The organism is Pseudomonas sp. PSPC3-2 (genome assembly GCF_049897085.1).
In the GTDB taxonomy this organism is placed as follows: Bacteria; Pseudomonadota; Gammaproteobacteria; order Pseudomonadales; family Pseudomonadaceae; genus Aquipseudomonas; species Aquipseudomonas paraveronii.
Genome location: NZ_JAFCVO010000001.1, coordinates 555,502 through 576,575 on the forward strand (window position 1 = coordinate 555,502; position 21,074 = coordinate 576,575).

At 59.5% G+C, this 21,074-nt stretch carries 13 protein-coding genes and 1 riboswitch; of the genes, 6 read left to right on the forward strand and 7 right to left on the reverse strand.

The features are described 5' to 3' along the window. Nucleotides 1-3 precede the first annotated feature (3 nt). Genes ACP7CJ_RS02570 through ACP7CJ_RS02585 form a run of 4 tightly spaced genes read right to left on the reverse strand, consistent with a single transcriptional unit; the run spans nucleotide 4 to nucleotide 3,382 of the window. Nucleotides 4-729: an urea amidolyase associated protein UAAP1 gene (locus tag ACP7CJ_RS02570; protein ID WP_426099533.1), complete on the reverse strand. Its 726-nt coding sequence runs from the start codon at nucleotides 727-729 to the stop codon at nucleotides 4-6. After that, nucleotides 726-1,490 (reverse strand): ABC transporter ATP-binding protein, encoded by a 765-nt coding sequence (locus tag ACP7CJ_RS02575; RefSeq protein WP_276196949.1) that lies wholly within the window; start codon nucleotides 1,488-1,490, stop codon nucleotides 726-728. The genes ACP7CJ_RS02570 and ACP7CJ_RS02575 overlap by 4 nt, the downstream gene beginning before the upstream one ends. Continuing rightward, nucleotides 1,487-2,302: an ABC transporter permease gene (locus ACP7CJ_RS02580; protein ID WP_247398066.1), complete on the reverse strand. Its 816-nt coding sequence runs from the start codon at nucleotides 2,300-2,302 to the stop codon at nucleotides 1,487-1,489. Before ACP7CJ_RS02580 ends, ACP7CJ_RS02575 begins: the two co-directional genes overlap by 4 nt. Before the next feature lie 12 nt (nucleotides 2,303-2,314). After that, nucleotides 2,315-3,382 carry a putative urea ABC transporter substrate-binding protein gene (locus ACP7CJ_RS02585; RefSeq protein WP_426099532.1) on the reverse strand — a complete coding sequence of 356 codons (1,068 nt, stop codon included), beginning with the start codon at nucleotides 3,380-3,382 and terminating at the stop codon, nucleotides 2,315-2,317. A 60-nt stretch (nucleotides 3,383-3,442) separates the two neighbouring features. After that, a riboswitch (guanidine-I (ykkC/yxkD leader) is annotated at nucleotides 3,443-3,544 on the reverse strand. Nucleotides 3,545-3,857: 313 nt separating this feature from the next. Between ACP7CJ_RS02585 and ACP7CJ_RS02590 the strand changes: the two genes are divergently transcribed. Both ACP7CJ_RS02590 and ACP7CJ_RS02595 read left to right on the forward strand, forming a co-directional pair. Beyond that, nucleotides 3,858-4,202: a hypothetical protein gene (locus ACP7CJ_RS02590; protein WP_276196951.1), complete on the forward strand. Its 345-nt coding sequence runs from the start codon at nucleotides 3,858-3,860 to the stop codon at nucleotides 4,200-4,202. Nucleotides 4,203-4,356: 154 nt separating this feature from the next. Continuing rightward, the gene (locus tag ACP7CJ_RS02595; RefSeq protein WP_426099531.1) at nucleotides 4,357-4,791 is read left to right on the forward strand and encodes a DUF3757 domain-containing protein; all 435 of its coding nucleotides are present in this window, start codon (nucleotides 4,357-4,359) and stop codon (nucleotides 4,789-4,791) included. Between the two features lie 3 nt (nucleotides 4,792-4,794). On the opposite strand, the gene ACP7CJ_RS02600 is transcribed toward ACP7CJ_RS02595, so the two are convergent. Then, the gene (locus ACP7CJ_RS02600; protein WP_276196953.1) at nucleotides 4,795-5,907 is read right to left on the reverse strand and encodes an enoyl-CoA hydratase/isomerase family protein; all 1,113 of its coding nucleotides are present in this window, start codon (nucleotides 5,905-5,907) and stop codon (nucleotides 4,795-4,797) included. A 136-nt stretch (nucleotides 5,908-6,043) separates the two neighbouring features. Between ACP7CJ_RS02600 and ung the strand changes: the two genes are divergently transcribed. The 4 genes from ung (at nucleotide 6,044) to ACP7CJ_RS02620 (ending at nucleotide 13,799) form a co-directional block, all read left to right on the forward strand. Beyond that, nucleotides 6,044-6,736: a uracil-DNA glycosylase gene (ung, locus tag ACP7CJ_RS02605; protein WP_276196954.1), complete on the forward strand. Its 693-nt coding sequence runs from the start codon at nucleotides 6,044-6,046 to the stop codon at nucleotides 6,734-6,736. Between the two features lie 230 nt (nucleotides 6,737-6,966). Continuing rightward, nucleotides 6,967-9,000, forward strand: coding sequence for a hypothetical protein (locus tag ACP7CJ_RS02610; protein ID WP_426099530.1), 2,034 nt, complete (start codon nucleotides 6,967-6,969; stop codon nucleotides 8,998-9,000). Nucleotides 9,001-9,360: 360 nt separating this feature from the next. After that, nucleotides 9,361-11,304 carry a hypothetical protein gene (locus ACP7CJ_RS02615; protein WP_426099529.1) on the forward strand — a complete coding sequence of 648 codons (1,944 nt, stop codon included), beginning with the start codon at nucleotides 9,361-9,363 and terminating at the stop codon, nucleotides 11,302-11,304. Nucleotides 11,305-11,570: 266 nt separating this feature from the next. Then, nucleotides 11,571-13,799, forward strand: coding sequence for an autotransporter outer membrane beta-barrel domain-containing protein (locus ACP7CJ_RS02620; protein ID WP_426099528.1), 2,229 nt, complete (start codon nucleotides 11,571-11,573; stop codon nucleotides 13,797-13,799). 110 nt (nucleotides 13,800-13,909) lie between these two features. On the opposite strand, the gene ACP7CJ_RS02625 is transcribed toward ACP7CJ_RS02620, so the two are convergent. After that, a complete protein-coding gene (locus ACP7CJ_RS02625) occupies nucleotides 13,910-17,515 on the reverse strand; it encodes a YncE family protein (RefSeq protein ID WP_426099527.1) in 3,606 nt (1,201 codons plus the stop codon). Between the two features lie 136 nt (nucleotides 17,516-17,651). Next, on the reverse strand, nucleotides 17,652-21,062 hold the full coding sequence (locus ACP7CJ_RS02630; protein WP_426099526.1) for a YncE family protein: 3,411 nt from the start codon (nucleotides 21,060-21,062) through the stop codon (nucleotides 17,652-17,654). Nucleotides 21,063-21,074 lie beyond the last annotated feature (12 nt).

Below are 21,074 nucleotides of genomic sequence, written 5' to 3' on the forward strand. Positions count from 1 at the left end.
TCCTCAAGCGAACAGGCGGTCGGTGTTGATAAAACCGCGCGCGTTTTCCGGGCGCGAGGTGCGGCAGTGTTCGGCGACGCTTGGGTCGGCGTTCGTCCAGCTCAGTTTCAGCGGTTGTGGGGCGTATGCGGGGTTGGGGTCCATCGGGTGTTGCAGGGCGGTGAGCACCACCAGGGTGTCCATCGGTGCGTAGAGTTCGATGTAGTCGCCAGCGGTGGAATTGCCCGGCACGAAGTGCAGGCCGCCGCCGTCATCCACGCTGACTTTGCTGAACAGGTTGAGGGTCATCAGCAGGTCGGAAAGGCCCAGGCCCCACTTGCCCAATTCCACCAGCAGGTTGTCGGTGCCGTTGCGGTAGAAGCCGTTGCGCAGTTCCTGGTAGCGCCCCTGGCCGTATTTCTCGGCCACCTCGGCCGCGCACAGCACGCCGCCGATGCTGTCACTCCAGCCGCAGGTGTCGGCGGTGATCGCCGCCAGTACGCGGCCCATGTCCGAGTACAGGCAGTGGCCGCGGGTGAGCTTGGCGGTGTGTTGGCATTTGAGGCTGTCGGGCAGGTTCAGGCGTTCGGTTTTTTCGTTGGCGTTGAGCAGGGTCAGGCTGACGTTGGCGCCGCCGCGAATATCGGTGAGGCGCAGCAGTTGGCCGCGCTTGAGCACGAAGGAACGGTGGCCGCCGCCGGGCAGCATTTCTTCGGCGAACGGCGGGAACAGTTGAGTCGAATCGGTCATTGGGAAGTCGCTCCAAGTTCGGCGGCGAGCGCCTTGCGGCGTGCGCTGTTCAAAGGGATGTCGTAGGTGATACGCGCGCCATAGGCGCCGGGGGCGTGGGGGTCGACGCGGACTTTGTCGAACACCAGCAGGCGCGTGCCGAGGCTGAAGCCTTCGCTGAGGTCGTGGGTGACCATGAACACCGTCAACCGGGTTTCGCGCCACAGTTCCAGCAGTAGCTGGTGCATGTCTTTGCGAATGCCGGGGTCGAGGGCGCCGAAGGGTTCGTCCAGCAGCAATATGCGCGGTTTCATGATCAAGGCCTGGGCGATGGCCAGGCGTTGTTGCATCCCGCCGGAGAGCTGCGCCGGGTACTTGTCGAGGGCGTGGCCGAGGCCGACTTTGTGCAGCAGCGCGGCGGCCTGTTCGCGGGCGGCTTTTTTGGCCTTGCCGAACAACCGTCCCAGCAACGGCGAGCGCGGTAGCTCAAGGCCGAGGGCGACGTTGTCGAGCACGCTCAGGTGCGGGAACACCGAGTAGCGCTGGAACACCACGCCACGGCTGGCATCCGGCTCGGCGGCCAGGGCTTGGCCGTCCAGCAGGATCTGGCCCTTACTCGCGGTTTCCTGGCCCAGCAGCAGGCGCAGAAACGTCGATTTGCCACAACCCGAGGTGCCGACCAGCGTGCAAAATTCACCCTCGGCGACCTGCAGATTCAAACCCTCCAGTACCACCTGATCGCCATAGCGCTGCCACACATTGTTGACGCTGATAAAGCTCATGCCCGCGCTCCTTCGTACCAGGGGAACGCGCGCCGGGTCAGGGCCTTGAGGCCCCAGTCCATCAGCCAGGCGAGCAGGGTGATCCACACCACGTAGGGCAAGATCACGTCCATCGCCAGGTAGCGGCGCACCAGGAAGATCCGGTAACCCAAGCCGTCGGTGGAGGCGATGGCTTCGGCGGCGATCAGGAACAGCCACGCCGAGCCCAGCATCAGCCGCAGCGAGATCAGCAGGCGCGGCAGCAATTGCGGCAACACCACGCGCAGCATCAGGGTCCAGGTCGAGGCGCCGAGGGTCTGTGCCTTCACCAGCAGCTCGACCGGAATCTCGCGTGCGCGCTGTTCCAGGTCGCGGGCCAGGCATGGGGTGACGCCGATGACGATCAGCATCACCTTGGACAATTCCCCCAGGCCAAACACGATGAACAGAATCGGCAGGATCGCCAGCGGCGGCACCATCGACAGCACCGTCAGCAACGGCGACAACGGCGCGCCGAATAACGGCAACGTACCGGCGGCAATGCCCAGGCACAGGCCGGCGAGGGCGCTGATGCCCAGGCCGAGCGCGAGGCGGCGCAGGCTCGACGCGCTGTCTTGCCACAGCACGTAGTCGCCGGTGCGGCTGTCGGCGCTGAACGCCAGGCGCTTGACCGCCTCGAACATTTGCCCGGCACTGGGCAGCAGTTTGTCGTTGGGGTTATCCGCCAGGCGCTCGGCCGAGCCCACGAAGTAGGCGAACAGCAGCAGGGCGAACGGCAGCAGCACCAACAACAGGCGGCTGGAGCGGTCCGGATGACGGTTGATCAGGCGCATGGCCGGGTCCTCTTACAGCGTGCCGTCGGCGGCCATCTGCACGTAGCGGGGGTCGAATTGCAGCTTGAGGTTGGCTTTGTCGCCGCTGGTCACGCCATTGGCGAAGCCCATGCCCACGGCGCTGGTGTCCTTGGCCCCTTCACCCAACAGGCCGTGTTGGAAGGAGAACTCGGCGACCTTGCGCATGGTCGCTGGCAACTGCGCGCTGGTGGCGAAGGCCAGGGCTTCTTTGGGTGTGGCGAACAACTTGGTGGTGTCCAGTTGCGACTGGAACCCCTTGAGGTCGGTGCCGGAGGCCTTGGCCATATGCTCCAGGGCTTCGCTGCTGGCGGCGCCTTTGGCGTTCATCAGCGCGACCACTTCGAACCAGGCGCCGGTGAGGGCTTTGCCCAGGGCCGGGTTGTCCTTGAGGGTCTGGGTGTTGACCACCATCATGTCCATGATTTCGCCGGGTACTTTGCTGGAGTCGAACACCTGGGTGACGCCGGGTTTGGCGTTGATCGCGGAGAGCATCGGGTTCCAGGTCGTCACCGCTTGCACCTGATCGGTGTTGAAGGCAGCGGCGATGTCGGCGTCGGAAGTGTTGACCACTTTCAGGTCTTTTTCGCTGAGGTCGGCCGACTCCAGCGCACGGGCCAGCAGGTAGTGGGACACCGAGAGTTCCACCAGGTTGACGTTCATGCCCTTGAGATCGGCCACGGTCTTGCCGCTGCCTTTGAGCACCACGCCGTCGTTGCCGTTGGAGAAGTCGCTGACGACCAGCGCGGTGCTGTCGACGCCACCGGCGGCGGGGATGGTCAGCGCGTCCATGTTGGTCATGGTGCAGCCGTCGAACTGGCCGGCGGTGTACTGGTTGATGGATTCGACGTAGTCATTGAGCTGCACCACGTCGATGGTGATGCCGTACTTCTTGGCCCACTTATCGAGGATGCCTTGGCTGCCGGCGTACTCCCATGGCATCCAGCCGGCATAGATCGTCCAGCACACGCTGAAGTGGTCTTTGGCGGCGGCTTGGGTCTGGACGCTCAGTAGCGCGGCAAAGGCGGCGGCGAGCAGGGCGGGTAAACGGATTGCGGGCATGGGGCTTCTCCAGTTGATCGAGGGCGAGCAGGAGCAACGCGGCACCGTGAACGGTGGCTTGTCTCCCGGGCTTTTATCCCGCCGTGTAACCTCAACTGGAGGTCGCCAACTCTCGGACCAGCCACTCGCGTTTCGCGAGCCGGAACCCTAGTCGGCCATTGCAAATTGTGGTGCCGCGAACCTGTGATGAATCCTGCACGCAAGAGGCAAAGCGAGAGTCGTGCCAAGTAGGACGCGGGCGCGTAGATCGCGGGTTTGCGCGAAACGCCCCACGCCTGAGTGCGGGCGGGTGCGTTGCACTGGTGCGTCGCCGCACTGCAATGAGGCGCTTGGTTTGTCCGAAACAGATGTTTCAGTCTGTGTCGAAATCGCACCAGTTTCGCTTTTTGATGTCAGATGTTTCGTCATTCAGCAAACGCTGAATGCCGCTCCCCAGCGTCGCTGGCGGTGCTCTTTCGCGGTCCAGGAGGCCGCCATGTATCGACGACTGCTTCTTCTCGCTGTGCTCGGTCTGACCCTTTCTGCGTGCGTGCCCTATTACGATGGAGGCCCAGGTTATTACCGTTCCGAGGTCTATACCGCACCGGCCCCGGTGTATTACTACGGCGGCGGCCCGGCGTATCAATATCGGCGTGACTATTACCCGGCACCGCGTTACTACGCGCCCGCCCCGCGTTATTACCCGCCGGCGCCGCGTTACTATCCAGGGCCCCGCATGGGGTACCGGTCTTATCCAAACCAGGGCTGGGGTGATCGCTGGGGCAATGGCGGGCGTGGTCGCGGTGGCGATCATGGCGGAGGCCGCGGTGGCCATCGTTGACAGGTCTTGAAGACAAGCGGCGCAGGAAGCGCCGCTTTTTCGTGGCGTTTAGCGCTACTGTCAGATTTAACAGCTATTGTTTGGGGTTCTAGTGTATTCAACTGGGAGAGGCCGTTGCGCCTTTTCGATTGCCCAGTGAGCGAATGGAGCCCAGATGATCAGACAATTGGTGTGCGTTTTACTCCTGATGGTCGGTGGCGTTGCCCACGTGCAAGCGGAGCAAGGCTGCCCTTATCCCTCGGCAATCAAATATGTCGACGGCTACTTCCAGGCGACGGCTGGAACAGTGCTGTGGCAAAGCCCGAAGATCGGTCATCGGGCGTTTGTCGACCAGTTTATTGGCGCCATTTTTACCCCGGGCAAGGAGCAGGATCGCGAAAGCGGCTATGTCGACAAGTGCAGCTACCTCTCCAACGAAGGGCAGAGGGTGGACTTTCGATACGGCAGATCGGGGGAGGTGGAGACGATGTCGCTGACAGATACGTTGCATTGGCGCCTCGCCAGCGACCCCTTCGGCCTGCCGGTGTATATCTGCCAGGACAGTCAGCCGGACAATTGTTCATTCACGGTTAAAAAGCCAAAAACCTGACTGTCAAAAGTAGGAGAAATCCGCAAGCGGATGGCGGCCTTCCCAGGCTTTGTTGAAGTGGGCCTGCACCACAGCCTCTGGAATGGCATTGATATCCGGCCAATGCCAATGAGGCTTCTGGTCTTTGTCGATCAACCGCGCGCGGACCCCTTCGCTGAATTCCGGGTGGCGGCAGCAGTTCAGGCTCAGGGTGTATTCCATCTGGAACACCTCGGCCAGCGACAGGTGGCGGGCGCGCTGCAGTTGTTCCCACACAAGGTGCGCGGTCAGCGGGCAGCCTTCGCTGAGGGTCGTGCCGGCGCGGCTGAATAACGGGTCTGCGTGGTCGCGCAACAGGCTCAAGGCACGCCAGGCACAGCGCACGTCACTGACATCCAGCCATTCATCGATCTGCGCTCGGCGTGGCAGCCATTGCGCCTCGGGTTGCTGGTCGACGGCTTCCTGGGCCAAGGCCTTGAGCAGGCTGTTGAGCTGCATCGCGGTCTGTTCCTGCCAGTTCAGTTGCAGCAGGCCTTCGAGCAGTTCGTCTTGCTGGTCCTCCCGCAGGAAACGGTCGGCCAGGCCCAAATCCAGCGCGTCGCGGCCGTTGATATGCGCGCCTGTAAGGCCGAGGAACAACCCGAGCTTGCCTGGCAGGCGCGACAGGAACCAACTGGCGCCCACGTCCGGGTACAGGCCGATGCTGATCTCGGGCATGGCCAAACGGCTGCTGGGGGTGACGATGCGCACCGATGCGCTTTGCAGCAAGCCCATGCCGCCGCCCAGCACATAACCGTGGCCCCAGCAGATCAACGGTTTGGGGTAGGTGTGCAGGCGATAGTCGAGGCGATATTCCGCCGCAAAAAACTGCGCGGCCAGGTCCGGCACCACGCCGGGTTGTTCGCGGCAGGCCTGGGCCAGGCTGCGCACTTCGCCGCCGGCGCAGAACGCTTTGGGCCCATTGCCGCGCAATAGCACGCAGACGATGTTCGGGTCTTTGGCCCAGACGTCCAGGCGTTCGCCCAGGGCCAGGATCATCGGCAGGGAGAGGGCGTTGAGGGACTTTTCGGCGTCCAGGCTGGCGATGCCGATGCGAGCGCCACCGCTGCCGGTCAGCTCTTCGAAGTGCAGGTTCATCGTGACCTCAATCGGGAAGGTGAAGATTCAGTATGATCGCTTCATGGGAAAGCGCCGGTTGTGTGTCAGATCAATTGACAAGCGGGGTCGGCTTTCCTAGGGTTCGCCTCATTCTTTTTTACAAGACAAGTCAATCATGACCGAAGGCGACCGTATCAAACTCGAACCCAGCTGGAAACACGCCCTGCGCGATGAGTTCGAGCAGCCCTACATGACCCAACTGCGTGAGTTCCTGCGCCAGGAGCACGCGGCCGGCAAGGAGATCTACCCGCCTGGCCCGTTGATCTTCAACGCCCTCAACTCCACGCCGCTGGACAAGGTCAAGGTGGTGATCCTCGGCCAGGACCCCTACCACGGCCCCGGCCAGGCCCACGGCCTGTGCTTCTCGGTGCAACCGGGCGTGCCGGCGCCGCCGTCGCTGGTCAATATCTATAAAGAGCTCAAGCGCGACCTGAACATCGACATCCCCAACCACGGCTGCCTGCAACGCTGGGCCGACCAGGGCGTGTTGCTGCTCAACACCACCATGACCGTGGAACGCGCCAACGCCAACGCCCATGCGGGCAAGGGCTGGCAGTTCTTTACCGACCGGATTATCGAGGTGGTCAGCGAGCACCAGCCGCACCTGGTGTTCCTGTTGTGGGGCGCCCATGCGCAGAGCAAGCAGAAGCTGATCGATGCGACCAAGCACCTGGTGCTGACGTCGGTACACCCGTCGCCGTTGTCGGCGTATCGCGGGTTTCTGGGCTGCGGGCATTTCAGCCGCACCAACAAGTTTCTTGAGCAAAATGGTGAAGCGCCGATTGATTGGGTGTTGCCACCGGTCTGACGCTAGGGCTGCGATGAAAGACTGTCTTTTGATATAAGTTTTTGATATTTAAAGTATTTTTTGTTTTTCATGGCGCACCCTTTTTCTTCAGTTGGCGGATGTACCTGTTAGTTCTGACAGTATTCACCTTGAGCTCAAGCGTATTAACTATTCTCTCTGACCTCCGGATCGGGTAACCCCCCAGGCGGTGGTCAATGGCCGTTTTTTGAAGATCGCCAAGGAGACTAGACATGACCGAACCGACTCCGCTTACCTCGAAACCCCGCCGTAGGATAGACCCCGGTGTCTTGGTGCTGGATGCGCCCGAAGCGCCTGATGCGTTACCCCTGGAGGCAGATGATACCGGCCATAAAATACCGGTGACCTTTCAAAGCACGGGGTTACGGGTTGAGGTGCCCGCGATGTGGTCCGGTGCTGACCTTCTGGATCCCGGGGATATCACTCTCGTTGAATGGCTCTTGAATGGCGTGCCGTTTCAGAGCAAAAGATTGACGGCGCCTTATGATGCGACCGACCTTCCCGATGCCGATGGTTTGGTCCCTCCAGCTCTGATGGATGTTCCTGGTCTGCATCGCTTGCAATACCAAGTGATATTAAGAGAAAGCAGCGGGAATGACCCCGTTCCTTCATTCGTCACCTTGTTGGACAGTGACAAGGTCGGGCCCAATCAGGGGCAGCGCGGTACGCCATTACAATTCGATATTGATATTCAGACCCAGGGTGTCACCGATGCGTATCTTGACAATCCCGCCAACAACGACAGGGTTGTCGCGACCATTACCCCAGCGTGGCTGGACATACGCCTAGGCGATGTTGTCGAGGCTGACCTCACGCCACTGCCTTTCAGCAGGCCTTTGCGCAAACGCCCACGGCAACTGACCGTGGTCGCCACCACGACTATCGTCCAGGCGCACAAGGACGGCACTTTGCCCATTGAGATTCATTTCCCGGGCGACTTTCTGCGCGGTTTGGCCAATCGGGAATACAACGCCCATTATTACCTGCGAGACCGCTCGGGCCGCGAGTCTGGCCCATCGCGTACCGCCGTGCTGTTAATCAATCTGACGCCCACGCCCGTCAACCTGCCGATTGTGGATATCCCTCAATTGGATGATGGGTTGATCAACCTCAGTGACGCCCGTGAACTTGGCGGCGTGTTTATGAATATCCCTGAAGTGTTCGGTACGGCACCGGGCGACTTTCTCCTGCCCTCATGGGATCTTAACCCCCTGTCGCCTATCCAGATTGCTGATGTTCAGCACTGGCCTATCACGGTGCCCATCCCGTATGCGGTTTTGGCCAGTGGTGGCGCTGAGTTCGTCCGTGGCACCGTCAGGGCAGAATACCGCTGGCAGCGTGGCACAGCGCCCGCCAGGCCATCGCCCATCCGGTTTGTGCCAGTAGACCTTACGGTTGCCGGCGCCGTGAGCCCGAATAATCCAAACCCCGTCAACCAGTTACTGGAGTTGGTGACGGTCAAGGGTAGGGATGGTGACAACCGGTTGACCATCAATGACGTGGGGTTACAGGTGCGTGTGGTAACCCGCCTTTATAACGCGCCTGTTGCCGGCCAACTGCTGGAGTTAATGGTAGGCATCCATCCCGACCCCCTCGCGACGTACCAGGTGCTAGCGAGTGACGTTGCTGGGCAGGAAGTCGAGTGGCTAGTCGATTGGAATGTGATTGAGCCTTTGTTGATTGGCGGCACGGTCCCCTTCTTCTATTGGACGTTCAACGGTGTTAACCGCCAGCGTGCGCAAGACACCCAGGTGGACGTCAATATCGTAGCCATCGTTGACGTGAAAGACCTTGAATACGTAGGGGTCGACTACGGTCCAGGGCCCGATGCAGGGTTTATCGGTTGCGCGTTGCGGCCTTGGGTGAACGGCGTAGGTGTCTACATACCCGCAGACAACCGCTGGGACGATGGGGATGAGGTGGTTTTGCACTGGGCAAGCTATGCAAACCCGAGCGGAAACCCAGGCGGCATTATCCCTGAAGCGGTTCAGATGTTCAGTCATACGTTGACGGCGGAGGAGGCCCGTGACGGGTATGAATTCCGGGTGCCGTTCGACCCCTATATCCTGCTTCCAGGGTTGGTGAAACCGCCGGCAGGTGAGCTTAATCCTCGACATGGCTCTGCCGTAGCACGCTACCAAATTATCAAAGCCGGTGGAGGCGGGATGGGCTACTCCCCATTTAGGTTGGTGTTTATCAAGTTGATTCGGCCGGGTGGTGCGCCGCCTTGCCTGTCGGACGATTAAACCGCTTCGGAAGGGCGCAATGCCCTTCCGTTTCTTGGGCGGGTTGATTATTAAAAACCAGTTGAGCCGCGTTAGATTATTTTGGTGTTAAGGGGCCACGGTGAACACTCCGTTATTGCGCTGCTGATGCAATTTGTATGTTCGTCGGCAGGCAGCACACTTGGGCGGGGGGGCGATACTGTCAAGTTTGACAGTTACGGGGCGACGATTAATTTCATTTAATAAGTGGGCTGTCAGCAACTATACCGACTCGGCGGTGTTGATGATTGTTGGTGTATTCCGAGAAATGATACCTGGGTGTGCAGTCACGCAGAGGTTTTATACCCGGATAGATACTTTTCCTTATCAGGAGTTTTAATCATGTCCAACAAAACGCCTCCGATTGTTAATAATCAACCCATCACTCCCAATGAGGACTGGGATGATCCCGACAATGATCCCTCTTTGCATGAAGCTCCGATTGTTATTGGTTTGCTTCAACCCGTCCCGGGGGATCCTCACAGGAATGTCGTGCCACGAGCGATGCAATTGGCGGGGCTTGTACTGAGACTTCGTCCGTGGAACCGGGGTACTGAAGTGGAGGATGAAATACTTAGCGTGTTTGTAGACAATAAGCGTGTGTTTATAGACTTCTATCCGCGGTTGGACCCCCTGCCCGATCCCGTCGTTATTGATCTCGGGCCTAAGTCCGCGCTACAAAGCCATGGGGTCAAAGACATCGACGTCCATGTGATCAACTCCTCTGGCAACCCTGAAGACTACAACACCCTGCGTGTTTATGTAGACGTTCAGGACCCGAACCAAAACGTACAGCCCGGTATCATTGAATTTGAAGACTACGGTTCTGAGCTGACCCCCGGCTTTCTGGTCGGAAAGACTGGCTTGACCTGTACCATTCCTGAACCTGCAGACCGTCGCGGTGGTGACACCTATCGTATTTGGGTGGGGGACTCCACGGTTTCACTCGACGGTACTGTGCCGCTGACGGGGCCCATTACTGTCATTATCCCAACGAATATTATTCTGGCGAAAGCCGGTGTGATTGAAGTTGCTTATAGCCTGACTGATCGGGGCGGTACCGCCACTGTTCGTTCCCTTCCCAACTATGTGCGAGTCAGCCTCAACGAAGCACCGGTATTTGGCACCATTTCGGTACTCGAAGGGCCGTTGATCGATAAGGAAGAAGCGCGTAACGGCGTGACGGTTCGACTGCAAACGTTGACCGGCCATCTGCCAAATGATGTTTTGGTGGCTCGCTGGGGGACAGTTGAGATCTACCGTCAATCTATTGGCATGGCCATTGTCCCTATTGATATTCCGGCAAATTATGCCGCTATTGCAGACGGCGGCAACTTCTACACGGCGACTGTCCAACTCACGATTGAACGCACGGGGGGGCCAATCTACCCAGCGGCACCGGTGATGGTGGATGTTGACTTGCGTGAGCCGGGCACCACAAACCCTGGTGAAGGCCCTGTAGACCCCGCCCTGGCTAAACCGCAGCTTATTGGCGGCGGGCCGCTGCCCAGCCCGCCCAACCGTCTCTCTGAAAAAGATCGTGGTTTTGATGCAACGGCCACTTTCCTGTTGCCAGAGGGGTTGGAGTCAGGTGATTTCATTGATCTCGTCTACAAAGACATAGTGGTCGGCACCTACCCCGTAACGGGCACAGAGGCGGTAGGGTTTCTAGTGCCTTTTACGGTGGATTGGGACGATATTGACACTGTGGGCAACGGTACCATCATGCTGTATTGCGTCATCCGGGATGCCGTCAATTACAAACACTCGCCCCATGAAGATGTCATCGTGGAAATCTTCAATTTGGCAGGGCTGGCCGATGCGGCCTTTATCAGATTCAGGCCCGTCACAGGCAATCCCAACTACAACGCGCTCATCAATTGTACGCATGTTCCATGGACGGGCGTTCCCATCAAAGTCCTGGACCCTTTGGTGCTCAAGGTGAATGACAGGGTCATCGTTGAGGCCACTCGGTATGCTTTCCCCCCGGTTGGGATGCCTATCGGCGCGCCTGTCGGCACACCCGTGGAGAGTGCTGAGTTCACGATCGACAGCACCCATGTCATCCTCGGGCTGGACGTGCCCCTGAATTTGAATGCCTGGTTCGAAGACTTCACGGGGACTAACGGTCGAGGCATTGTCGGCATACGTTGGAAACTCTTTCGGCCCTCGACGGGAGACCGGGGTATTTCCGACGAGGTCCGGGCAGGTTGGGATCTTTTCAGTACCGGCAGCACACCTCCGACCTGTGTTCCAGGTGCGACCCGTCGCAGCGGAACACTTTGATAGATGACTTGGCCCGCGCTCCTCTCGTGAGGGGCGCGGGCCTTTCTATTTAAGCGATGAACTATCGCCGTTATTACTGGATACCTTAAGGAAAGTCCTACACGCATTGGGAACTCAGGTCATTAGTCTCTGCGCCGTGGAAAACGGAAACCTCTTCGATACGGGTTCCGGGTTCAAACTGGCACTTACTTCTGAGACTACATGACATGACTTTTTCGGCTTCTCATTGTTTTCGTTATTCGCGTTTATCGACCTTTGTCAAACTTATGGCTGTTGCGCCGTTGTACCTGCTGAGTCAGCAGGCGTTTTCAGCGGTGATTGTGGATGGCGGCATTGGCAGCGGCAAACTTGACGTCGGCCCTGGAACCGCTGCCCAGGAATATATTGCCCGCAATAATGCAACCCTCAATGTCACCACGGGTGCTGTTGTCAAACGCCTTCAGGCTACCACCGGGTCGACGCTGAATGTGACGGCCGCCACGGTGACCTCTGCTGATAGCACCCAGCCGGCGATTTCGCTCAGCAATTCGACCGCTACGATTTCGAACTCCCAGGTTACGAGTCATAACAATGGTGGTTTGAACGTCGCTCGTCAGGTTGACACCACCACCGGCTCCTATGCCCAGGTAAACAGCAGTGGGATCACTGGGGCGACTTATGGCGCCAACGTCACCTCTCACAGCGTGCTGGAACTCAACAACTCGGTGCTGACCGGGAAAAGCCGAGAGGGCTTGAGGCTGCTGGGCGGCTCGGCCATCGCGACGGGCAGTGAGATTACCGGCGCCACCAGTGGTGTTCGCATGGGCCGTGATACCTTGACGGCAAGCGAGTCGCCGCATTTGACGCTGGACGGTTCTCGGGTGATCGGTCTTAACGGCCCGGCGATCAACGTGGACGGCCCGATCACGGCGGAAATCGACATACTGAATGGCTCTACCTTGAACGGCCAGAACGGCAACATGCTGGAGCTGATCGGCGGCGGCAATGCCAACATGCGCGTCAACAACAGCGCCCTGGCCGGCAACATCCAGGTGGGTGCGGGCAGTGCCCTCGACCTGACCCTTGACGGCGCATTCATGAACGGCGACGTGATCAACACTGGCGGCAACGCGAGTGTCGGTCTCAACAACGGCTCGATCCTTACCGGCCGCCTGGAAAACGTCGACAAACTGGCGATCAACAGCGACGCCACCTGGGTGATGGTCGACCACCAGCAGGTCGGCGACTTGTCCCTGAGCGGCGGTAACGTCAAGTTCGGCGAGACCGGTACGTTCTACCAGTTGGACGTAGCCAACCTATCGGGTAACGGCACCTTCATCATGAGCGCGGACTTTGCCACCCTGACCGGCGATTTCCTTAACGTGACCGGCACCTCGTCGGGCGACCACAAACTGCTGATCGCCAGCAGCGGCGCCGACCCGTTGAGCGGTGACCGCCTGCACGTGGTACACACCGCAGACGGTGGCGCCCAGTTCAGCCTGATCGGCGACCGCGTGGATGTGGGCACCTACTCCTACAGCCTGATCAATGAAAACGCAGGCCAGGACTGGCTGCTCGACCCGGACAGCAAGGTGATCAGCCCGGGCACCAACTCGGTGTTGGCGTTGTTCAACGCAGCGCCCACTGTGCTCTTGGGTGAAATGACCACCCTGCGTACCCGCATGGGCGAACTGCGTTTCAGCGAAGGCCAGTCGGCCGGGTTCTGGACCCGTGCCTACGGCAACAAGTATGAAGTGTCCAACGACAAGACCGGCCTGGGTTACAGCCAGTCGCAACGCGGCTTCGCACTCGGTGCCGACGCGCCGGTGTCGGGCGGCGATGGCCAGTGGTTGATCGGTGCAATGGTCGGTCACAGCACCTCGGACCTGGACTTGAACCGTGGCAGCAGTGCAACCATCAACAGCTACTACGTAGGCGGTTACGCCACCTGGCTGGATGCCGAGAGCGGGTTCTACTTTGACGGTGTGCTCAAGCTCAACCGCATGCACAACGAGTCCGATGTGGCCATGAGCGACGGCAAGAAAGCCAAGGGCAACTATGCGCAAAACGCAGTGGGCGCGTCGGCGGAAGTCGGTCGCCACATCACGTTGGACGACGGTTTCTTCGTTGAACCGTATGGTCAACTCGCTGCCGTGATCACCCAGGCCCAGAGCTACACGCTGGACAACGGCCTGGACGCCAAGGGTGACCGCTCCAGCACCGTGATCGGCGAACTCGGTACCACCGTGGGGCGCAATATCCAGCTGGAAAGCGGCGGTGTATTGCAGCCGTACTTGAAGGCGGCGGTGGCGCACGAGTTCGATCAGAGCAACAAAGTGTTCGTCAACGACAACTCGTTCAACAACGACTTGTCGGGTTCGCGCCTGAAACTGGGTGCGGGTGTGGCGATGTCGGTGTCGCAGAACCTGAAGCTGCATGCGGATCTGGAACACAGCACGGGTAAGAATATCAAGCAGCCGTATGGGGTGAATGTGGGGTTGCGGTATGACTTCTAAAAAGCCGTAGTGCTCGGTTGTGGTTTAAACGGGAAAGTTAGTAAAAAAGCCCCGCATCTTAAGATGCGGGGCTTTTTTTCGGGTTTTAAAATAGATTGCAGGTGCCTAGTTTAAATAGCCACCACATCTACGGTCGTACCGGCGGAGTTTGAGACATATGCTAACTTTCCGTCGGGGGAGATCACAATATCAAATGGTTGATCAAAACCGTCAATAGCACCCTCGACCTCCTCTGTATCTGTATTGATGATTATAACGCGGTTATTCGCCAATTCTGTTACATAAACTCGCGGTTGGGTGGGGTGAAAGGCAGCGTTTTGAGGCGCCATGATCCCGGTCAGGGATTTGACCACTTTCAGTTGGTCCTCACTGGTATCGAAGATGAGGACCTTGTTTTCGGTCGATACGGGCACGTAGAGTCGTTGGCGGCTTGCGTTGCTGGGGCTGTGGGCAAGCCCAGAAGCGTATCCGGAGTTGCCAACGCTTTGAGTACGTTGGCCACTGCTTAGAATGAACCGTTCTGTGACGGTACCTGTTGTAAACAATGCTGTGCCGTTTGGGTTAGTTGTGATCGCGCGAGCGGGGGATGTTCCAGTGTAACTTCTGTCAAGGGTATTGTTAGCTGTGACATAGCCATAGGTTACATTGGTACCGAGTCGCGCTATAAATACTCGTGAGCCGCTGGGATTAAAGGCAATATCGCCAGCATATCCGAAGCCAGGGAATGGGTTTGTCCAAGTGTTGGTAGCTGTATCGAAAACGCCAAGGCTTGTATTGCCCGTGTAGAGCTGATTGATCGAGAAGTACAACTTTGGCTGTGTAGGGTTCAGACCTAAATATGCAACGGTCCCATTAGCCGGGGCATTGCGGGTTGCATAGCTGGGGAGGTCGATAATAGTACTGCCGAGCGAACGCGAGAGCGCGACACAGATCATTGAGCCATCTCGATTCATTTTTAGCAGCTTAGGGCCATTTCCAACGTTGATACTACGAATGATCTCCCCCGATCCCTTACGCGTCACATAAGTGGCCACCTTAAAGTACTGAGCCGTTTCCAGGCTGTTGGATTCATCCATCGATACGAAGGCTACGACCTCGACCTTGCTGTTGTTATCCAGGCTCGACAAATAGCTGGCGGGTATCAGGTCAAGCGTGCGCCCGGCATTGAATTCCGCCGATGTCACGCCGACCGCAAGCCGCAGGTCGCGATTGGTCGTGCTGAGTAACTTAATCCACACGGGCTGCCCGACCCTGCAAAACGGCCATTTATCAATCCGCACGTTGTTCGCCACCGCCGTATTGATCACCCCACCCGAGGCTTCAGGAATGCTGACCAAGTCGAAATCCTGCTCCGACAGGTTCTCGACTTCCAGCGTCAATTCCCGGGACGGGGTGGTGGCGCCGTCGCGAGTCACCTCGAAAAATACCCGGCACGTGCGACCCAGGTTTGCCCCTACGAATACGTTGGTCGTGGTGAACGTGATGTAATCCGTCCCTGCATCAGGGATGCCGGGTTTCATCGGGATATTCGGTGTCCCAATCCCGAAACCGTTTGCTCCGATGATGTGCACTTTGACGTTATCGCTGGCGAGCATGGCATAGGTCACGCGGACCGTGACAATGGCAGGGCGCGGCGGCAGTACATGTTGGGGGTTGATCGAGGCGAGGCTGGGCGGCTTGATCGGGGTAGCCTCCAGTACGACCGGTTCTGGCAACTCCAGTGCGCCGCCTACGGTAATCACCAGGTCATGGGAGATGAGCTGGCGTGGCTGTCCAGGTGCATCGACGGTGTAGTAGAGGCGTGCCGAACCGTTCAGGTTGTTCAGGACGATATTTCGGGGAATCGTGAAGGGCAGGTCGGTCCCCAACCAGTTTGGATCGATCGGGAAGGCAATTGGCGGATTGCTGCCGCCCGCCTTGCTACCCTCAAAGTGCAGGGTCACAACGGCATTCAGTACGAAACTGGCATGGTGGTGAACGGTGACGTTCAGGTTGGCCTTGCTGACGAGCGGGTTGAACACATGATCGGGCGGCACAGCCTGCCGCGTGGTCGGGGCGAGCAATGAGGCCTGGGTCTCGCCGATACTGAGCTCCAGGCGACGTGACGGCGGCCGATTGTTGACTCGGTAATAAAGCACGAGAGAGCCGCCATCCAACTGAGCGATGGGCCCGCTGGGGCCGTTGGGCAAGTCAAAGTAAATGTCACCGGTGCCTGCCATATCGCTGTATTCGGCGTAGTAAGGCTTGCCATTGGCGAAGGTACCTTCCAGTACCAGCGTGACGCGATCGTTGGAAAGCTGGCCAGGGTAGGGCTTGATGAGCACTTCAAACGGGTTGACGGTGGGATCAGGCAGCGTGCCGCCAATGGCGGCATCAACAATGGGGGCTGCCAGGCCGGTCTCGACAGGATTGCCGATGATGTTGAGTTTCGCGCTCTCGGAGTTTTGCGGTAGAACGCCTGTGCGTATGCGCTGATAGGTTAGCTGAATGCGGCCTTTGACCAGCGGCAGGATGTCTGCGAACGGCCAGGGGATCTTTGCGGTGAGGATGGTCGGTGAGACGACCGGGAAATCGTAAAACGTGATAATCCGAACACCATCGGCGGTGAGGCCGTTGACCCTCACACGAATCGTATCGTTGGCGAGATAACCTTCATTGCGTACTGCAACAATAATCGTCGCCGGTTTGCCGTCGAGCGCATCGGCATCGAGTTGATCGTTACCGTCGGCATCCTGTTCGGACTCATCAATATAGGCTTCACGCAGCAGCGGCTGCGTCCCATTGTCAAGGCGCACCTCCAGTTCTTGGTCGGGTGAGAACCCTAGGGACGCGTTGCCTACCTCGTCGATAACGTTGTATTCACAGGTATGAACCCCGCTGCCCACGGTGGCCCAGGTGCTCGCGTAGACCCAGATGGTAATGGGTGCAGTACCCGCAGCTTCAAATTCGCTGACACTGTGTTCAACCACCACCCCGCCGATGCTCAGGCGAATGCGATCTCGCACCTTGCGGTGGTTGACGACCGGTAGCCCGCGGTCCACCGGGTAATAGTCGATGATCACCGGTACGCCTTTACCTGCGGTGTCGCTGTCCACGCCAAATTGTATGACGTCGTCGGGAAATATCGGCTTGGGCAAGTTTTCGTTTTGCCCTGTGCTGGCTATCGGGTCGCGGCCACCGGGGTGTTCGATGTCAACCTTGATATTGAAGCGTTTGGTCTGTTGGCCGTTGCCTCCCAACGGTGTTACGAATGCCTGCAGCGTATTGCCTGCCTCCCGGATGAAACGCTCGCTGGGTGCGTACAGGACAATCTGCGTGCCTTTGACGGCTTCGTCTTCGGTCACGGTGTGAAAACCAACCCGATCGTCGTTGAGCTTCAACTCGATGAAGTCGTTTTCTGCCTGGTTCAGGTAGCTGAACAGAATGCAGGTGACACCTTTGTCACTCACCTCCAGCGCCGCCCGGTTAAGCCCGCCGTCGAAACTGACGACAGGGTTACTCAGCGTCGGCAGGTACAGGGGAAGGTCGGCGAACGGCGTCTGGCGAAACGACTGAGGGGTCAATACCGCGCCGTCGACTTGAGGCAACGTGAAGCCCTCCGGCTGCGGCTCGTCTGGCTCGCGAGTGCTGTATTGATCGCTTGGAGGATCGTAGGGCAACACGGGCAAAGCGTCGTTGGCGGGAATGAGCGCTTGGTCATCGGAGACTGTAGTCATGATCGTAATCCTCAGCAGTTGATTGGACGACTGACGCGAGGCGTCGGCTCGTTCGATTCAACGCCGTGAGCCTGGGGCTGCCTAGCTGTGAGAAATGACAGTGCCGACGAACGGTAAACCCCGACTTGTCCGTCAGCTAAAACACCACCAGCGACACTGAATCTCCGCCGATATTGGCCACGTAGCCGTGGGAACCGTCTGGAGCCACCACCACCCCGCGCGGTTTGTTGAACCCGGCATAGCTGCCAGTCACCCGTCGCAAGCGCGTATCGATAATGCCCAGCAGGTCGCCGTCGGTCTGCGACACGTAGGCCAGATCACGCCCGCGTTCGAAGGCGATGTCGTAGGGGCCCTGCAACCCGGTCAGGGTCTGGTCGATGCGCTGGGTCAAGGTGTTGCCGATCGTGACGCTGCCGCCTTCTCGGCCGCTGATGTAGACCTGCGAGCCACGGGGGTTATGGGCAATGGTGACGGGAGCGGAGCGGATGTCAGCGCTGTTGATCAGGCTGTTGGTCGGCAGATTGATGATGGACCAGTCGAAGAATGTGGCCACGTGTGCGCGGTTGTTATCGGGGCTGATGGCGACATCGATGGGCGCACGCACAGGGATCGAGGCCACGCGTTGGTGGTTGCTTGTATCGATGACGACCAGGCGTGACGCACCTTCATCGGCCACATACAGGCGCGAGCCGTTGGCATTGAAGCGAATGCCTCGGACGGTGGTGAACCCGGTCAGTATGTCGATCAGCGAATGGTCTTGCGTGCTGTAGAGGCGAATCGGCGTGTTGGTGGCGCTGCTGTTGTCGGTCACATACAGGCGCTCGGCCGTTGGATGAATGGCCAGGCGCAGGGGCGAGCCTGGTACGTCGAAGCTGTCGATGACGCGGTTGCGTAGGGTGTCGATGATCCAGATCGACGTGCGGCCGAAGGCGCAGGCGACGTAGAGCCGCGTACCGTCCGGGCTGAGCACCAGGGCGTTGGGTGAACTGCCCACCGGGATCGTGGCGAAAATGCCGACCGTGTTGGCAATGCGGTAGTTGACAGGGCGCAACGCGATGGCGAAATCCTTGTGGGCGCTGCCGTTCAGCGATACCCGCGCCTCAACCGTCAGGGTGCTTAGGGTCGGCAAGGAACGCAGGTACTCGGCGGGTAACGCGACTTCCACACGTTTGGCATTGAACTCTGCGGCGGTCAGCGGCGTGCCGTTGCGCAGCACCCGATTGGCCGCTGCCTTGACGTCGATCCACACCGGTTGCCCGGTGCGCATGAACGGCCATGCCTGAATCACTGCGCTATGCGCCGCGTTGGCGTTAATGATGCCGTTCGACGCTTGGGGCACGTTGACCAGGTCCAGCACTTGCTCAGCCAGCGGGTCGATGGTCAAGGTCAGCACCTGGGATGCGGTGGTGGCACCGGCGCGGGTCACGGTGTAGGACAACTCAGCGTCTGCGCCCAGGTTGGCGGCAATCACCCGATTACCGATGATGAAGTCGACATAGCCCTTTACCGGGTCGCCTGGCAGCGGATTGACGGCGGGCGTTCCGATCCCGTATGTGCCCCTGAATCTCGGCTGGATATCATCGCCGGCCAGCATCGGCTTGTAGCTCACCCGAAACGTGCAGACCGGCGGCTCCAGCACATGTTGCGGGTTGAGCCTGGCGGTGGAGGGGTCGGCGATGTTGATCGTGCTTTCCAGAATATGCGGCACCGGTAGTTGCAGGCCGCTGCCGACGGTCATCACCCGCGCCTGGGAGTAACGGGTGCGCTGGCCGGTTTTCTCCACTCGGTAGTAAATGCGCGCCGAACCGTTGAGGTTGGCCACGACAAACACCCGCGCGATGACAAACGCCAGGTCCTGCCCGACCCATGGCCGGGTGATGGGGAATGGGTCCGGTGGGGCACTGCCGCCCATGGCGCTGCCTTCGACGTACAGTGTGACCGTCGCGCCTTCAGTGAACGCGGCGTGCGCTGCAACCCTCACGTTGGCATTGCCTCGGGATTGCTCGGGGTCGAAGGTGAAGCCGGGGGCGGGTGCTTGCAATACCTCCGGCGCGGGCAGTGCGTCCTGGGGCTCGCCGATGTTGAGGTGCAAAATGGTCGACGGCGGGCGCTCCCCGGCGGTGTTGATGTAGTAGTAGAGCATCAGCTCGCCGCCATCGAGCTGGCGGATGTCACCGTCAACCCCGTTGCGCAGTTCGAACACGACGGTGCCTTCGCCGGCCGGCAGCGAGTGCTCCTGATAAAAACGGTGGCCATTGGCATAGGTGCCTTCCAGCACCAGCGTGACTCGATCAAAGGGCTTTTGGCCGGTGTAGGCGGCGATCGTAACGCTCACCGGATCGGTCAAGGGATGCAGGACGTCGCCGCTGGCGGCCGGCACTTGCGGTGCTAAAAGGCCGGTTTGTTCGGGGGTTCCGTTCACTTGGACGAAGGTGTTTTCCGAGGGTAAATTGACCGCTCCCGTACGAATTCGCTCATAGCTCAGTTGGATCAATGCGCCGATGAGCAGGCGCACGTCAGCATTGGGCCATGGGACGTCGACGGAAGGCGTTGTGGTCGAGGTGATACTGGTGTTGTAGGTCTGTTCGACATCGACGCCTTCCGGCAAACGCCCCCGGAGGGTCAGTCGAAGACCGTCGCCTGACGCCCAGCCTTTCCCCGCGACGGTGACCCTGAGGGTTGCGTCTTTGCCTTCCAGCCTGTCCGCATCCAGCGTGCCTGTCGGGGCTTCGACAATCTGGGCGGCGTCCAGCAACCGTTCGTTGGGGTTAAGCCGCACTTCGATCAGTTGCATCGGCGAGCGCCCCGGCGCGTAGTTGCCGACCTCATCGATGACATCGTAGGCACAGGCCTGAAAGCCGCTGCCGATGCTTAGCCAGGTGCCGTAATAGACCGTGATCGAAATCGGGTTGCGGCCGCTGGCCTCGTTCTCGGTGACGATGTGCTCGATGATTTGCCCGCCGATGATCAGGCGAATGCGATCGCGTACCGCTCGGTAGGTACTCGGAGGCCGGTTGAGGTCCAGCGGGTAAAACGGGATTCTCACGACCACGCCGCGTCCGGCTGCGGCCGAATCGACCAGGGTCTGCGCCGGTTGCGGCCGTGGCAGCTGTTCATTGACCCACGGCGGACGGGTAATGGGGTCGTTACCGGTGGGCGCCACGGTGTCGATCTTGAGGGTCAGGCGTTGGGTTGCTTCTACGCGGTGATCAAGGTGCGTCACCCGGAAAAACACGGGCCCGGCCGCACCGTCGGCCAAACGGGCCATGGAGATGTGCAGGGTAATCGGCTTCGCTTCGCGCGCTTCTTGCTCGGTGACAGTATGGAAGTCGACCGGGACCAGCAGGTCGCCACAGAGCAACTCGATGAAATCCCCTTCAAACTGGCCTGCGTAGGTGCGCAAGATGCAAATCAGGCCCGTGCTGCCATGGCTCTCCAGCAGCAGTTGATACACGCCGCCGGAGAACCCCACGACCGGGGTCGTCAGGCCGGGAATATAAGGCGACAACTGCGAGACGAAAGGGGGGGCGTTGAGGTCTGGAGCCATCGTGATCACCTC

What these genes read in the sequence shown, in the direction of transcription:
- ACP7CJ_RS02570 (WP_426099533.1), bottom strand. Translation starts at nt 729, where the DNA reads ATGACCGATTCGACTCAACTGTTCCCGCCGTTCGCCGAAGAAATGCTG.
- ACP7CJ_RS02575 (WP_276196949.1), bottom strand. Translation starts at nt 1,490, where the DNA reads ATGAGCTTTATCAGCGTCAACAATGTGTGGCAGCGCTATGGCGATCAG.
- ACP7CJ_RS02580 (WP_247398066.1), bottom strand. Translation starts at nt 2,302, where the DNA reads ATGCGCCTGATCAACCGTCATCCGGACCGCTCCAGCCGCCTGTTGTTG.
- ACP7CJ_RS02585 (WP_426099532.1), bottom strand. Translation starts at nt 3,382, where the DNA reads ATGCCCGCAATCCGTTTACCCGCCCTGCTCGCCGCCGCCTTTGCCGCG.
- ACP7CJ_RS02590 (WP_276196951.1), top strand. Translation starts at nt 3,858, where the DNA reads ATGTATCGACGACTGCTTCTTCTCGCTGTGCTCGGTCTGACCCTTTCT.
- ACP7CJ_RS02595 (WP_426099531.1), top strand. Translation starts at nt 4,357, where the DNA reads ATGATCAGACAATTGGTGTGCGTTTTACTCCTGATGGTCGGTGGCGTT.
- ACP7CJ_RS02600 (WP_276196953.1), bottom strand. Translation starts at nt 5,907, where the DNA reads ATGAACCTGCACTTCGAAGAGCTGACCGGCAGCGGTGGCGCTCGCATC.
- ung (WP_276196954.1), top strand. Translation starts at nt 6,044, where the DNA reads ATGACCGAAGGCGACCGTATCAAACTCGAACCCAGCTGGAAACACGCC.
- ACP7CJ_RS02610 (WP_426099530.1), top strand. Translation starts at nt 6,967, where the DNA reads ATGACCGAACCGACTCCGCTTACCTCGAAACCCCGCCGTAGGATAGAC.
- ACP7CJ_RS02615 (WP_426099529.1), top strand. Translation starts at nt 9,361, where the DNA reads ATGTCCAACAAAACGCCTCCGATTGTTAATAATCAACCCATCACTCCC.
- ACP7CJ_RS02620 (WP_426099528.1), top strand. Translation starts at nt 11,571, where the DNA reads ATGGCTGTTGCGCCGTTGTACCTGCTGAGTCAGCAGGCGTTTTCAGCG.
- ACP7CJ_RS02625 (WP_426099527.1), bottom strand. Translation starts at nt 17,515, where the DNA reads ATGACTACAGTCTCCGATGACCAAGCGCTCATTCCCGCCAACGACGCT.
- ACP7CJ_RS02630 (WP_426099526.1), bottom strand. Translation starts at nt 21,062, where the DNA reads ATGGCTCCAGACCTCAACGCCCCCCCTTTCGTCTCGCAGTTGTCGCCT.